The following is a 13,386-nucleotide window of genomic DNA, read 5'->3' on the forward strand; positions in this document are numbered from 1 at the left end:
TTTTAAATAACATGCAAAAAACAACACTTTTTTTGATACAATATACAGTAATCAAAAGGAGGATGATACTATGACTGATGCGAAAAAATATGTAAAAGCGATTCAAGACCAACTTCACCAAAAAGATCCCAATCAAAAAGAATTTCTGCAGGCGATCGATGAATTTTTATCAACCATCGTGCCTTATTTAGAAGAACATCCAGAAATTGAAGCAGCAAATTTATTGGCTTTGGTGACTGAGCCGGAACGTTTGATCCAATTTAGAGTTCCTTGGCAAGATGACAAGGGCAATTGGCAAGTCAATCGCGGCTATCGGATTCAGTTTAATTCGGCAATCGGACCTTATAAAGGCGGATTGCGGTTTCATCCCAGCGTGAATCTCAGCATACTGAAATTTTTGGCTTTTGAACAAATCTTCAAAAATAGTTTGACAGGTCTGCCGATTGGCGGCGGAAAAGGCGGCAGTGATTTTGATCCTAAAGGCAAGTCAGACAATGAAATCATGCGCTTTTGTCAAAGCTTCATGACAGAGCTTGCACGGCATATCGGACCAAATCTTGATGTACCGGCAGGGGATATCGGTGTGGGCGGACGTGAAATCGGCTATTTATTTGGCGCCTATAAACGCTTGAAACAATATGATGCAGGAGTACTGACAGGCAAACCTTTAGATTTCTGGGGGAGCAAAGGACGGACCGAAGCAACCGGCTACGGAGCCGTTTATTTTGTCAAACATTTATTGAAGGATTTAAATGAAACCTTTGAAGGAAAAAAAGCAATCGTTTCTGGCAGCGGCAATGTAGCTATCTATGCGGTTGAAAAATTACAGGAATTAGGGGCAAAAGTTGTTACAGTTTCTGATTCTAGCGGCTTTATTTACGATGAAGAAGGCATTGATGTGGCGCTCTTGAAAGAAATCAAAGAAGTCAAACGGGAACGTCTGACGGTCTATGCGGAAAAACGAACGTCTGCGCAGTATTACGACCAACAATCTGTTTGGGATTTTGAAACTTCTGCAGAATTGGCCTTTCCTTGTGCGACACAGAATGAAATCACTATTGAACAAGCCAAATTGGCGGTTAAAAATGGTGTTCGAGTAATCGCAGAAGGCGCAAATATGCCAAGTACCTTGGAAGCAGCAGAATATTTCATTGATAATGGTGTATATTATTGTCCAGGAAAAGCTGCGAATGCCGGGGGCGTTGCTGTTTCTGCATTGGAAATGAGTCAAAACTCTCAACGCTTGCAATGGGAAACGGAAGAAGTTGACCAACAATTGGATACAATTATGAAAAATATTTACGAAGCTTGCCGAGATACATCAAAAACCTATGGCAAGGAAAATAATTTCATGTTGGGTGCCAACATTGCCGGATTCGAAAAGGTCGCAACAGCGATGCTTGCACAAGGACTTGTCTAGCAAGAGCGGATAAGCACTGCAACGCAACTTTACTTGAAAAAAAACGACAAAAAACGTAAAGTAGTAAAGTAATGGTTTGAAAAATTTTTCAAGGAGGACAAAACATGTCACACATTAAATTTGACTATTCCAAAGTAGCTCCTTTCGTCAATGATTACGAATTAGGCTACATGCAAAGTCAAGTCACTGCAGCACACGATTTATTAAGAAACGGAACAGGAGCCGGCAACGACTTCTTGGGTTGGGTCAACTTGCCAACAGAGTATGACAAAGACGAATTTGCCCGCATCAAAAAAGCAGCGGAAAAAATCCAATCTGATTCAGAAGTATTAGTCGTTATCGGAATCGGCGGTTCTTATTTAGGTGCCCGTGCAGCGATCGATTTCTTGAATCATACCTTCTTTAACCTATTAGATAAAGAAAAACGCCAAGCACCACAAATTTTCTTTGCCGGAAATTCAATTTCTTCTACGTATCTTTCTGATTTGATTGAAGTGATTGGCGACCGTGATTTTTCTGTCAATGTAATCTCTAAATCCGGAACAACGACAGAACCTGCGATTGCTTTCCGTGTATTCAAAGAATTATTAGTGAAAAAATATGGTCAAGCAGAAGCAAACAAACGGATCTATGCGACAACGGATAAAGCAAAAGGTGCGGTTAAAGTTGAGGCAGATGCTGAAAATTGGGAAACTTTCGTGATTCCTGATGATGTCGGCGGACGTTATTCTGTTTTAACAGCCGTTGGTTTGTTACCAATCGCAGCAAGCGGTGCCGATATTGATGCACTGATGCAAGGTGCAGCAGATGCATCAAAAGAATATTCCAGCGACAAATTGGAAGAAAACGAAGCTTATCAATACGCAGCAATGCGTAACATTTTGTACCGTAAAGGCAAAGTAACTGAATTATTGATTAACTACGAACCAGGAATGCAATATTTCTCTGAGTGGTGGAAACAATTATTTGGTGAATCAGAAGGAAAAGACCAAAAAGGCATTTATCCTTCCAGCGCAAACTTCTCAACTGATTTACATTCCCTTGGTCAATACATCCAAGAAGGCCGTCGTAATATTTTTGAAACGGTAGTAAAAGTTGAAAAACCTCGTAAGTCAATCGAAATCCCAGTTCAAGAAACAGATCTTGACGGATTAGGTTATCTACAAGGAAAAGAAGTTGATTTTGTAAACACCAAAGCCTTTGAAGGTACTTTATTGGCACATACTGATGGAGATGTACCAAACTTATTGGTAAAAATCCCTTCAATGGATGCTTACACATTAGGCTATGTTATGTACTTCTTTGAAATTGCTGTAGGAATTTCTGGTTACTTAAATGGTGTAAATCCATTTGACCAACCAGGAGTAGAAGCTTACAAAAAGAACATGTTTGCCCTTCTAGGTAAACCTGGTTTTGAAGATTTAGCAAAAGAATTGAACGCACGCCTGTAATTCGACGAAAAAAGTGAGTAAAAAAACCACGGATTTTTCCAGATTATTTCTGGGAAATCCGTGGTTTTTTTTATTCCTCACTACCCATGAAGCGAGCAGCAAAGGCCGCTAATACTGCACCGACGATGGGTGCCAGCAGATAAACCCAATAGTGAGAAAGCGCGGAGCCGCCTGCAAATAATGCCGGACCAAAACTTCGTGCAGGGTTTAGTGACCCGCCTGTTAAATTCAGTGCGACGATAATCAAGAAACTTAAGGTTAAACCAATCGCAAAAGGTGCCATTGTGGCAGTGCCAAACTTTTTACTGGTGACCATCAAAATAACGAACACGAATAAAAAGGTGATGACCGCTTCAACTGTAAAAGCCATTCCTGCACTGATCGTTGAGAAATCAGTTTGTCCGTAGCCATCTTTTGGAAGCTTATTGGCTTGAATCAGCAGGGAAAGGAATGCCGAAGCAACTGTTGCACCGATAAACTGCGATAAAATATAAAAAAGTCCATCACGAATTGGCAGCCGATCATTGATCACCATGGCGATTGTGACCGCCGGGTTAAAGTGTCCTCCAGAAATTTTCCCTACAGCATATGCCATCATCGTTACCGTCAAACCAAATGCCAAGCCAATCGTCAACGGATCGACTTGAGCGATCACCACAACAGCGGTCCCAACAAAGACGAGCATAAATGTTCCAATAAATTCACTGAGATATTGTCTTAAATCTTCCATTACTTTCACTCCTTTCATCTTTTAGTATAGAGATTAATTATTTTTAGGTAAAGAAATCCGATTGGCAAGTGCTGAAGGTACAAAAAAAGAGGTCGTCTGTTAGTAGATTCTACTACAGACGACCTCACTGATTATCCGAATTATCACATGTCATTTCAAAGGATCCCCTTCTTTTAATTATCTGTGGAGATTACGAATAGCTTCTTCAATCGTGATACCATAAGCGATATTTGTTTCATTTTTTGCATCAATGGCCATGAAACGGTTGGAAGCTGAATCAAATGCAATTCGGTATTCCATATTGGTTTTTGTAAAAGTCACTTTCTTTGCTCCTTTCAAAAAATTCTTGTAAGTTTGCTTGTTCACAACCTACCTTTACAAGAATAGCATGTTTTTAACAAAGCAACAAAACATACGACTTATCTTTATGAAAATGTAAGAAAGATTTTCTCAATTATTTTCACTTAGACCAATCAACAATCTGAAGAGAAAAGAAGAACCCTTTTTTTCATTAAATCGCTCCAGGGAGAAAGAGAAGGAAAACAATAAGCTCTTGATAACTATAATAAGTTTGAAAAAAATATTTTTATAGTTTTTAATAAAAAACACTTATTAATTACTTGTAGTTGATAGATCAGTGAAAAAAATTGAAAAAATATCTATAATAGCGTTTTCAAAATAATCTTTTTCTGTTATTATATACCTGAGATAAATAACTGGTTTGGAGGTGATAAGGATGAATGAAATAAAAATAGGAAAATCGTACTTATGTCAACCCATCGGTATTGAAAATGAAGTGATCGGGTTTGTGGAACATACATATACCAATACGGTCTTAATTACGGTAGAAAGCTGTCAACCGCAAGATCGGGCAAAGGTAATCGAGTGTCAAAATCGGATGCTGGTAAAATATGAAAAAGTCTTTGAAGAGGCAACCATTCCACAGGCGGTTTAAATTAATTGGCGGAATGTTCTTTTTTCGATAAAATATAGATAACGAAAAAAGATGAGGTGAAGAAGATGACAAAAAAACGAAAAACAGGAACCAATCATGGCAGATTGGGTGTCTTTTTGGCAATCGTCTCAGCTATCCCCGCCATTTTGTCCGTTGTTCATGCCATCCGTGAAGCGAAAAAAGAGAATTGAAATCTAGGCTGAAGTATAAATGATAAAAATAGCCCAAACAATCAAGAAATTCCTTATACGGTCCCATTGGTCCTAAGTGTTTTTTCTGGTGATTGTTTGGGTTATTTTTTTAAGAGTCGAGGGTTTTAAGCAGATAATCAGCCGACGCCAATGACAAAATTGATCAGTTTATCAGAATAGGTCATCGGTTTTTTTGCATTTTTGACGGCTTGGTTCAATGCGGGCATTTGGTCGGTGATGATGCCGTCTACGCCGTAAAAAATCATTCGACTCATACCTTCTTCGCTATTTGGCGTCCAGACGATTACTTTTTTCCCATCGGCTTTGGCTGCGTTGATGAAATTACGATTGATGGTGCTGTATTCCATTGTTAAGAAGTCCGCTTTGGTAATTGGCGAACCGACAAGATTAAAGGGCAGGATATAGCCGGTTTGAATCGTGGGCTCTTTTGTTTTGACCTCTTCAACGACAGGGTAAGAAAGACTTTGGACCATATACTGATTCTCGTGGATTACAGCAGCATATTTTTCGAGAAATGTATCAACGGTGGGTGTCACATCTTTTTCCTGAGTTTTAATCTCAATCAGCAGTTTTTGATCGAGTTCCTGTGCTTTTTCTAAGTAAGCATCAAAACTAACCAAAGGGGCATGTTGTCCATTTTCTTTAACAGTCAGTTTCTCTAGCTGGGCTAAGGTCAAGTCACCAGGTTTTTTATTTACACCGGTCAGATTTCTCAAATTGAAATCATGCACCACAATAAATTGTTTATCTTTTGTCAACTGCACATCCATTTCCACATAATCCGGTTTAAATTTACTGGTTTTTTCTAAGGCAGTCAGTGAATTTTGGACACCATTGCGGTCGCTGACTCCACGATGGGAAAAGGTAAGTGGAATCGTTGGTGAGGAAGAGGTCAGATAATTCATATTATAAAGAGCGACCCCGATACCAAAAAAGATGGCAAGAACGATTAGCAAAGTATCCCACGTTTTTTTATGGCGTTTTTTACCTAATGGTTCTTGATAGAACCATTCTGGAATTTCCGGTAGAAAGTTTTCATCGTCCATAAAGTCAATGATGATGTAAAAAATACCTACTGTAGAGAAAATAATATTCAGTAAGAGAAAAAATTGTAAAAAGGTCATGGCAAAAACCGCGCTGCTTAAAGAAAGATCAGGGAAATAATTTTCAATCAAAAGCTGCAACAGCAAAACGATACCAAAACCAACCGCTACGACAGCTAAAATGCTGACGCCAATCGCAATAAATTGCCCGACAATGGCAAAAAACCGTCGCTTTGTGGACCGGAGACTTTCCCGAATAGCTTCTCGAAAAGGTAGGTCGCTTAAAATCATTTCCGGTAGCGCAAAAATGACCCGAATACCAACATACAAAAGAGCAAGATAGAATAAAACAAAACTGCTAACGACCCATACCCGATTGCTGAAAATAAATTCCTGGATAAAAGCGGGGATTTTGATTTTTGACAATAAATCAGAATTAAAACTCAGTCCCCCTAAAGGTAAAATCAAGAAAAAGTAAAATAAGAAAAAGAGAAACACGCTGGGGCGCAATTTTTTGATTTGCAGTAAGGTCATTCGTAGTAGCTGACGCAGAGAAACCGGCTGTTTTTTCTTGATAAAGTACACGCTGAGTAAAAGAAAAGTGAATTCAAAGAAGACCACCAATAAAATAATCAGCAGAATCAGCACCAAAGAAAGGGCGACCGCTGGATGATTCACCAGGATATCTCCCAAGTTATCGTAGGATAGATAATGGATATGTCCTCTTTTTAAGATAAATTGTGTCGAATTGCTGAGTAAAGGAATGATGATGAACAAAATCACTCCATGCATGACTAAGACGTCACGAAAGTATGCTTGGGTCGCAACTAGAAATTCTCCAACATTGATCAGACTATTTTTTAAATAATTCATTTCAATCACCTGTCTTTATTGTAAACTACTTTGCTCTATTTCAGAAATAATTGCAAAATTTGGGCATAAAAAATCCTCTTGCGGACAAGAGGACGTAATCAACCGACTAGATTGGCAAGAAACGAACCGCCGTGAACCAACAGCATGCTGTATAAGAAAATTGACAAGGGTTTTGCCAAGAGGATGATCATCGTGAATTTTTTTACCGAAATGTTGGTCAAGCCAGCCATTAAACAAAGAGCATCGTCAGGAGCAACCGGTAAAAAAATCGCTAAGGCAAAGAGTTTATCAAAACGTTCCTGATTATTTAGCCAATTTGCGTATTTATTATAGGTTTTGTCACTGATCAAACTTAGGATAAAGGGCTTCCCATATCTGCGACCCAATAAAAAAATGATGAGGGAGCCGATGGTGATTCCAATGTAATTGTATAAGAAACCAGCAAAAGGACCAAAAATCAAAACGCCGGCCGCGCTGGAGATGCCTCCGGGGATGATGGGAATCACCACTTGTAAAATTTGTAAAAGGATAAAGATCGCTGGACCTAAAATCAAGGAATCGCCAACGAGTCCATGCAAAGCATTGATATCCTTGAAAACACCAAGGTTGATAAAATAAATCGTTAGCGCAATGGAAGCGCAGATTCCTAAAATAGAGATCGTATTGACTAATTTTCGTGATGCAGCTAGACTCATGAACTCATCTCCTTGTTTCATTCTATTGATTATATTAGCTGAAAGTTGGAATGTCAGCTATCGAATGAGATGACAGCGAACAAACAATTTTGTAAGTTTGTTGTTTACATGTTTATTATAGAAAAATTTTCCTGAGAATACTATCCAACTAAAGTCTGATAATCTCTCCTTATTTAGACGGAAGTATCGAAAATGTTTTTTCAGTTTACAGAAAAGGAGGGAAGGAGTATACTCGGTACGAAAGATATTTCGGTGTACCTAAAAAAATATCCAGTTGCACATAGAAAGAGTGGTTAGATGAGCAAAAAAGAAAAGATGATTGAGTATGCGAATGGTCCGAGTCTATCAGAAATCAACAATACGGTTGATGTTCCCAAAAATGCCAGTTTTTTTCGAACACTGCTGGCATATAGCGGACCTGGGGCTTTGGTGGCTGTGGGGTATATGGACCCGGGAAATTGGATTACGTCGATTGCCGGAGGAGCTGAATACAAATACGCATTACTTAGTGTGATTCTGCTTTCAAGTCTGATTGCGATGTTGCTGCAAAGTATGGCAGCCAAATTAGGAATCGTAACCGGTAGAGATTTGGCACAGGCAACAAGAGAGCATACCAACAAACAAACGGGTTTTATTTTGTGGATTATTACTGAACTAGCCATCATGGCAACGGATATTGCAGAAGTAATCGGTGGCGCAGTTGCGCTGCAATTATTATTTGGCTTTCCCCTATTGATTGGTGTGTTAATCACGACTTTTGATGTTTTGCTGCTGCTATTATTGACGAAATTGGGATTTCGTAAGATCGAAGCAATCGTTACTGTGTTGATTTCCGTTATTTTCTTTGTTTTTGCGTATGAGGTGGCACTTTCTGATCCAGTAATTGGTGAAGTGTTGCGAGGGTTTATTCCAGATCCACAAATTACGTCAGACAAATCCATGCTGTTGTTGGCATTGGGAATTGTTGGTGCAACCGTGATGCCCCACAATTTGTATTTGCACTCATCAATTGCTCAGGCACGAAAGTTTGATCGCAGTAACGATGAAGAAAAGGCTAAAGCAATTCGTTTCACTACATGGGATTCAAATATTCAATTATCGGTAGCTTTTATCGTTAATTGTCTGTTGCTGATTTTGGGTGGTGCACTGTTTTACGGTACAAACAGTGATTTAGGAAAATTCGTAGATCTTTACGATGCGTTGAAAAATCCGGATATCGTTGGCGGGATTGCTAGTCCAATTCTAAGTACTCTGTTTGCCGTTGCTCTGTTGGCTTCGGGTCAGAATTCTACAATTACTGGGACACTTTCCGGACAAATCGTGATGGAGGGCTTCATCCACTTGAAAATGCCTCTGTGGATGCGGCGGGTAGTTACACGATTATTGGCGATTATTCCAGTTATTATCTGTGTGATTTTATACGGTGGAAAGGAATCGGCAGTGGAAGATCTGCTGCTATATACCCAAGTTTTTCTAAGTATTGCTTTACCGATCTCGATCATTCCGTTAACACTTTATACCAGTGATAAAAAAATGATGGGAAAATTTGCAAATCCAACATGGGTCAAAGTGTTAGCGTGGATTATTGCGATTTTGTTGACCATACTTAATTTATTCTTGGTTTACGGCACATTAACCGGTGCAAATGGGTAGGAGGAAACAAAATGTTCAAAAAAATTTTAGTGGCTGTGGATGAGTCAAAGGATTCTCAAAAGGCGTTTTCTGCGGCAGTAAAATTAGCACAGGAAAATCATTCAGTATTCGTAATCGCAACAATTTTTGAAATTAACCAGCTAAATGTTTATGAATACCTGACTCCTGAAACTCTGGAAAAGAAGAAACAGCATGCGACGCAGATTGCAGAAAACTATCGCCAAGAAGCTTTGAGACAAGGATTGATTTCTGTAGAGGTAGCGATGGAAGAAGGGACACCGGCTGATGCAATCATTGAAAAAATCCTGCCATCAGTTCAGCCAGACTTATTGGTTTGCGGTTCCAAAGGCAAGCCCAATAAATCACCTTTGATTTTAGGCAGTCAAGCAGCCTTGTTGGCCAAAGGTGCACCATGTTCTGTCATGATCATACGCTAAAAAAACAGTCGGAAAGTTTAGCTTTCCGGCTGTTTTCTCTTTTTGAGCATATTTCTAAGAATTGTTTCGACTAACCCAGTCATCATGAAACCACCGGCAATCGCACCCGCCGTGACGATGACAATTTTCATATTATCAAAACCAAGAGAAGAAGTTCCTAATACAAATTCCCGCACAGCTTTGTAGGCCGGACCACCGGGTACGAGCGGAACCAAGCTGGGAATATTAAAAATAATTATCGGCATTTTTTTCTTGCGGGAGAAAAAAATACTGGCACAACCTACCGCAAAGGCGGCTAAAAAATTGGCAACTCCCAGACCCCAATGATTTTCTCGGAGGAACCAAAAGATCATCCAACCAAGTCCCCCCGTGAAGCCACAGGCAACTAAGGAACGTCTGGGATTATTTGTGATTACACCAAACGTGACGGTGCTGATAAAACTGAAAACAAATTGAAGGAGTATTTCCATTTAAATTCCCCCTCCGAAAATTGAAAAGATTGTTGCGATTCCTACCGCAATCGCTGCTGCTGTAAACAGGGCTTCAATTCCACGAGCGGTTCCACTGATTAGATCCCCTGCAAGAATGTCTCGGAAAGAATTTGTGATGGCAACACCGGGAACCAGTGGCATCACTGCGCCGATGATAATATTGTCGACATTTTGCGCTACTCCAATTCTTACACAGACAATCGCCAACAGACCAATCAAAAAAGCTGCCGCATACATATCGAAAAAGCGCAGTTGCGACCATTTTTTTACATAATAACTGGTAACGAAACCAATCATTCCTACAAAAAAAGTCGCAAAAAAATCCGCCCAGTCTCCGCCAAAGATGTACATCAATAGACAACTGACTAGTCCAGCACTCAAAATCTGCAGGTAAAAGGGAAAGAAAGGTGTTGTGGTATTCACCAACGACAAAGCCTGATGCAATTCTTCCAAAGAAATTTCCTGAGCGGCAAATTTGCGGGACAGCTGATTGACTGCCACGATTTTTTCTAGATTGATGGTTCGATCATGAACATCTTCTACTTGCGCATAATGACTTTTACGCAGCCCCATAAATAGCCCAGTCGCAGTCACGTAGCTGATACTGTTCGGTTCGCCGGCGTTGGCAGCAATCCGATTCATGGTATCTTCAACCCGATAAACCTCTGAGCCATTTTCCATCATGATTCGTCCAGCCAACAGACAGGTTTCTAAAATCAAATCTTGTTTTTCCATTTCTCCACTCGTTTCTTAAAAAGCAAAACAAAATTGGCTAAATTGCTTTGCGAAAAATTTTAACATCTAAAATTGGTGCGTCGTATAATACTTCTACATCATCGATTAACGCCCCCAACAAGTGAAAATCCTCTTTTTCGGGATGGATGCCACCAAGTAATTCGTGGGAGTATTCTTCATAATTTAGATCACGGGAAATGTTCAAGGCTTCTGTGAAGTCTTTCAAATCTTCGGACACTTCCGGCGTTTTTCCTTGAATTTCGATATAAAAGCCTTCTGCGGTGAATTCAATTCCAATCCGAATTTCCTGAATCTCATTGCCATAAAAAAAATTAAGCAATTCATCAATGATCTTTTTTGAGATTTCTTGTTCGATCATTTTTTTCTCCGATCTTTGTAAAATTATCTAGCAACGGCACGAGAAATCCGGCAACAAAACCACTGGAAAATCCGTTGTTGTAGAGATTTAAGCCCCCGTGCAGGTAGGATACGTTGTTGACTAGAGACATATGTAAAATTCCTGCGAGAATGCCATAGACACTTCCGTAGTATCCGCTGATTGGTGCCAAACTGGTACCGAAAATGGCAGCCACCACAGCAGCTGTTTGCTGAACATCGTGAAAAGGCGCAATCAACGTCGCTAAATAGACGCCCAATAAAACAGGGAAACTATTTTTTAAATGATTACCAAATGCACTAAAGCCGACAGCAGATAAAATTGCCCCAACGATTGGTCCGTTTAGCTGAGCTTGAATCAGTAAACAATAACCAGTCAGCATAAATCCCATCAAAGCCATGTTAATGACTGTAGCTCCGACACCTGCTATCATAACAAAATCAGTAATCAGTTTTCCACTAGTTTTAAAGATTTTTTGCAATCCATGAAAGGTCCGCTGATTCCAAAGCCAGCCGACACAAAGAAACAGGGAAAAGAGCCCCAGCAAAAAAAGCAACAATTTATCATGAGCCGACGTTGCGATGATGGTTCGTTCCTTAATAATGTAATTGAACATCCGCAAAATTCCAGTTAAAATCATGGCAATCAAACCAGAACTAAAGCCGACATTGTAAAGAGAAAATCCATGGTGGAAATTCAACATGTGAGCAGCAATTGGTGGTAAAACAAAACCGATTGCGATACCGGAAAGATAGCTGAGAAAAAAACCCAGCCACAAAGGAATATCCATCCCGAACGTCACATAACTGACAACCGGGGAAAGGGAACTACCGAACAGGCTAATCATTGCAAATTGGGAATACGGACGTTTCATAAAGCGGGCATAAAGCTGGACGCCCAGAATAATCGGAATAGAGTTGTAGAGATTCTTTCCAAAGAAAGAATAACCGGCAACTGTGAAAATAGCGGCGATTAGCGGGCCATTCATTTGAACGCGATAAAGGCGCAATAAGAGGATACTTAAAAAAGTCAGTAAACCGCTATTTACGAATGCGCTACCAAGATTACCCAATGCAACATAATCTGTAATTAGATTACTAGGGGAGGTCATGATGCGATAAAGCCCTTGAAGAATAGCATAAAAAGAATTTTGAGAAAGGCCGATGAGAATCAACAATATACTGAAAGCAAATAGTAGAAAATATTTCTGTTTTTGAAGCGGATCTGTTTTTTTTACCCGGTGAAAAGCGAGGACATTATTTTCTTCCATAGTTTGCTCCCTTTTTCTTTTACTATAACTTGATTTTTTGCTATGTGTCAATATTCTTAGCTAAATTTCATTTTTTTAAATATCTAAGCCATTGACCTTACAGTCCTTAAAAGAAAGCATTTGTTGTTTATCATTTTCTTTTTAAATAGAAAGATAACGTAAATTTGAGTATATTATTTCCCAAAACGATTATTTTTGTATAAAATAGAGAAGAGAAACACTATTGTTATGGAAAGGAAAGGAGTTTTCTCATGCGACGCAAAGTATATACCAAAGAACATATTTTGAAAGCTGCCTATGAAGTTATCTCTAAAGAAGGATTTAATAAGTTTACTGCTCGGAATATCGCCAAAAAAATGGGGATTTCAACCCAGCCGATTTACTTAGAATTCAAGAACATGCAGGACCTGAAAAATACACTGGTTGAGACCGTGATGAAAGACTTGCAAGAAAATGTATTTCCAGTGGAGCATACCGGGAATAAACTGGTGGATTTGGGAATCAACTATGTAAAATTTGCGCAGGAAAATCACAATCTGTATGTAGCGCTCTTTGTTGATGAATACGGCGGCGGACAATTAATGCACAAATTCTCTTATGAATACTTCAAAGACTTGGTGAAAAAAGATCCAGAATACGCCGATTTGTCCGAAGACTATATCGAGGCCCTGCATGACGGAACATGGATTGTCGTTACTGGAATCGCTTCATTGATGTCTTCTGGCATCATTCACCCAACCGAAGAGCAAATTGCGCGATTGATCCAACAATCCATCGACAGCATTTTGACAATCAAAAATCCCAGCCATTTGTATGACAAATAAAAATAATCCGCAATCTCCAATTAGAGGTTGTGGATTATTTTTTTGAACGAAAAATTAATTTGCAGAGATTTCCACTTGATCCATGTATTTTTAATGAAAAAAGGGAGGGAAAAGCACCAAATACCTTCTCTAAAGTTGTTAAACATTAGAAACCTTGTCAAAACCTTGTCAAAAATAAAAGGTTCTATAATATTTAGTGT

The 13,386-nt window shown here is 39.3% G+C and carries 15 protein-coding genes; 7 read left to right on the forward strand and 8 right to left on the reverse strand.

Annotated features, from left to right (window positions below):
- The first annotated feature begins 70 nt into the window (after nt 1-70).
- Both gdhA and BAU16_RS13435 read left to right on the forward strand, forming a co-directional pair.
- Nucleotides 71-1,420, forward strand: a complete 1,350-nt coding sequence (gene gdhA / locus BAU16_RS13430) for an NADP-specific glutamate dehydrogenase (RefSeq protein ID WP_161527263.1) — start codon at nt 71-73, stop codon at nt 1,418-1,420.
- 104 nt (nt 1,421-1,524) lie between these two features.
- Complete coding sequence (locus BAU16_RS13435) at nt 1,525-2,871, forward strand: glucose-6-phosphate isomerase (RefSeq protein ID WP_048604151.1); 1,347 nt, start codon at nt 1,525-1,527, stop codon at nt 2,869-2,871.
- A gap of 70 nt (nt 2,872-2,941) precedes the next feature.
- Here BAU16_RS13435 and BAU16_RS13440 read toward each other — a convergent pair whose 3' ends face one another.
- Together BAU16_RS13440 and BAU16_RS13625 are read right to left on the reverse strand one after the other, a co-directional pair.
- Nucleotides 2,942-3,601: an MIP/aquaporin family protein gene (locus tag BAU16_RS13440; RefSeq protein WP_161527264.1), complete on the reverse strand. Its 660-nt coding sequence runs from the start codon at nt 3,599-3,601 to the stop codon at nt 2,942-2,944.
- A gap of 177 nt (nt 3,602-3,778) precedes the next feature.
- The gene (locus tag BAU16_RS13625; RefSeq protein WP_187115919.1) at nt 3,779-3,922 is read right to left on the reverse strand and encodes a hypothetical protein; all 144 of its coding nucleotides are present in this window, start codon (nt 3,920-3,922) and stop codon (nt 3,779-3,781) included.
- Nucleotides 3,923-4,337: 415 nt separating this feature from the next.
- On the opposite strand from BAU16_RS13625, the gene BAU16_RS13445 reads away from it, so the two are divergent.
- Nucleotides 4,338-4,556, forward strand: a complete 219-nt coding sequence (locus tag BAU16_RS13445) for a hypothetical protein (RefSeq protein ID WP_161527265.1) — start codon at nt 4,338-4,340, stop codon at nt 4,554-4,556.
- A 65-nt stretch (nt 4,557-4,621) separates the two neighbouring features.
- The gene (locus BAU16_RS13755; protein ID WP_261795774.1) at nt 4,622-4,747 is read left to right on the forward strand and encodes a hypothetical protein; all 126 of its coding nucleotides are present in this window, start codon (nt 4,622-4,624) and stop codon (nt 4,745-4,747) included.
- 137 nt (nt 4,748-4,884) lie between these two features.
- On the opposite strand, the gene BAU16_RS13450 is transcribed toward BAU16_RS13755, so the two are convergent.
- Both BAU16_RS13450 and BAU16_RS13455 read right to left on the reverse strand, forming a co-directional pair.
- On the reverse strand, nt 4,885-6,684 hold the full coding sequence (locus BAU16_RS13450; RefSeq protein WP_161527266.1) for a glycerophosphoryl diester phosphodiesterase membrane domain-containing protein: 1,800 nt from the start codon (nt 6,682-6,684) through the stop codon (nt 4,885-4,887).
- A gap of 98 nt (nt 6,685-6,782) precedes the next feature.
- The gene (locus BAU16_RS13455; protein WP_048604155.1) at nt 6,783-7,379 is read right to left on the reverse strand and encodes a TVP38/TMEM64 family protein; all 597 of its coding nucleotides are present in this window, start codon (nt 7,377-7,379) and stop codon (nt 6,783-6,785) included.
- A gap of 297 nt (nt 7,380-7,676) precedes the next feature.
- Here BAU16_RS13455 and BAU16_RS13460 point away from each other — a divergent pair, with 297 nt between their 5' ends.
- The gene (locus BAU16_RS13460) at nt 7,677-9,032 is read left to right on the forward strand and encodes an Nramp family divalent metal transporter (RefSeq protein ID WP_048604156.1); all 1,356 of its coding nucleotides are present in this window, start codon (nt 7,677-7,679) and stop codon (nt 9,030-9,032) included.
- 11 nt (nt 9,033-9,043) lie between these two features.
- Nucleotides 9,044-9,469 carry a universal stress protein gene (locus BAU16_RS13465; RefSeq protein ID WP_161527267.1) on the forward strand — a complete coding sequence of 142 codons (426 nt, stop codon included), beginning with the start codon at nt 9,044-9,046 and terminating at the stop codon, nt 9,467-9,469.
- 17 nt (nt 9,470-9,486) lie between these two features.
- Here BAU16_RS13465 and BAU16_RS13470 read toward each other — a convergent pair whose 3' ends face one another.
- Genes BAU16_RS13470 through BAU16_RS13485 form a run of 4 tightly spaced genes read right to left on the reverse strand, consistent with a single transcriptional unit; the run spans nt 9,487 to nt 12,362 of the window.
- Nucleotides 9,487-9,939 (reverse strand): threonine/serine exporter family protein, encoded by a 453-nt coding sequence (locus BAU16_RS13470; protein ID WP_161527268.1) that lies wholly within the window; start codon nt 9,937-9,939, stop codon nt 9,487-9,489.
- Nucleotides 9,940-10,695, reverse strand: coding sequence for a threonine/serine exporter family protein (locus BAU16_RS13475; RefSeq protein WP_048604159.1), 756 nt, complete (start codon nt 10,693-10,695; stop codon nt 9,940-9,942).
- 37 nt (nt 10,696-10,732) lie between these two features.
- Nucleotides 10,733-11,071 (reverse strand): hypothetical protein, encoded by a 339-nt coding sequence (locus BAU16_RS13480; RefSeq protein WP_202621269.1) that lies wholly within the window; start codon nt 11,069-11,071, stop codon nt 10,733-10,735.
- Nucleotides 11,040-12,362 carry a DUF1576 domain-containing protein gene (locus tag BAU16_RS13485; protein ID WP_048604161.1) on the reverse strand — a complete coding sequence of 441 codons (1,323 nt, stop codon included), beginning with the start codon at nt 12,360-12,362 and terminating at the stop codon, nt 11,040-11,042. Before BAU16_RS13485 ends, BAU16_RS13480 begins: the two co-directional genes overlap by 32 nt.
- 251 nt (nt 12,363-12,613) lie before the next feature.
- Here BAU16_RS13485 and BAU16_RS13490 point away from each other — a divergent pair, with 251 nt between their 5' ends.
- On the forward strand, nt 12,614-13,186 hold the full coding sequence (locus BAU16_RS13490; protein WP_048604162.1) for a TetR/AcrR family transcriptional regulator: 573 nt from the start codon (nt 12,614-12,616) through the stop codon (nt 13,184-13,186).
- Nucleotides 13,187-13,386: the final 200 nt, after the last annotated feature.

Origin of the sequence: Enterococcus sp. JM9B (assembly GCF_009933265.1) — a bacterium.
Classification (GTDB): Bacteria; Bacillota; Bacilli; order Lactobacillales; family Enterococcaceae; genus Enterococcus_C; species Enterococcus_C songbeiensis.

Bases quoted from the DNA above. Each gene is read 5' to 3' on its own strand.
- BAU16_RS13465 (WP_161527267.1), top strand. From the start codon at position 9,044: ATGTTCAAAAAAATTTTAGTGGCTGTGGATGAGTCAAAGGATTCTCAA.
- BAU16_RS13450 (WP_161527266.1), bottom strand. From the start codon at position 6,684: ATGAATTATTTAAAAAATAGTCTGATCAATGTTGGAGAATTTCTAGTT.
- BAU16_RS13445 (WP_161527265.1), top strand. From the start codon at position 4,338: ATGAATGAAATAAAAATAGGAAAATCGTACTTATGTCAACCCATCGGT.
- BAU16_RS13455 (WP_048604155.1), bottom strand. From the start codon at position 7,379: ATGAGTCTAGCTGCATCACGAAAATTAGTCAATACGATCTCTATTTTA.
- BAU16_RS13440 (WP_161527264.1), bottom strand. From the start codon at position 3,601: ATGGAAGATTTAAGACAATATCTCAGTGAATTTATTGGAACATTTATG.
- BAU16_RS13485 (WP_048604161.1), bottom strand. From the start codon at position 12,362: ATGGAAGAAAATAATGTCCTCGCTTTTCACCGGGTAAAAAAAACAGAT.
- BAU16_RS13470 (WP_161527268.1), bottom strand. From the start codon at position 9,939: ATGGAAATACTCCTTCAATTTGTTTTCAGTTTTATCAGCACCGTCACG.
- BAU16_RS13490 (WP_048604162.1), top strand. From the start codon at position 12,614: ATGCGACGCAAAGTATATACCAAAGAACATATTTTGAAAGCTGCCTAT.
- gdhA (WP_161527263.1), top strand. From the start codon at position 71: ATGACTGATGCGAAAAAATATGTAAAAGCGATTCAAGACCAACTTCAC.
- BAU16_RS13755 (WP_261795774.1), top strand. From the start codon at position 4,622: ATGACAAAAAAACGAAAAACAGGAACCAATCATGGCAGATTGGGTGTC.
- BAU16_RS13460 (WP_048604156.1), top strand. From the start codon at position 7,677: ATGAGCAAAAAAGAAAAGATGATTGAGTATGCGAATGGTCCGAGTCTA.
- BAU16_RS13435 (WP_048604151.1), top strand. From the start codon at position 1,525: ATGTCACACATTAAATTTGACTATTCCAAAGTAGCTCCTTTCGTCAAT.
- BAU16_RS13475 (WP_048604159.1), bottom strand. From the start codon at position 10,695: ATGGAAAAACAAGATTTGATTTTAGAAACCTGTCTGTTGGCTGGACGA.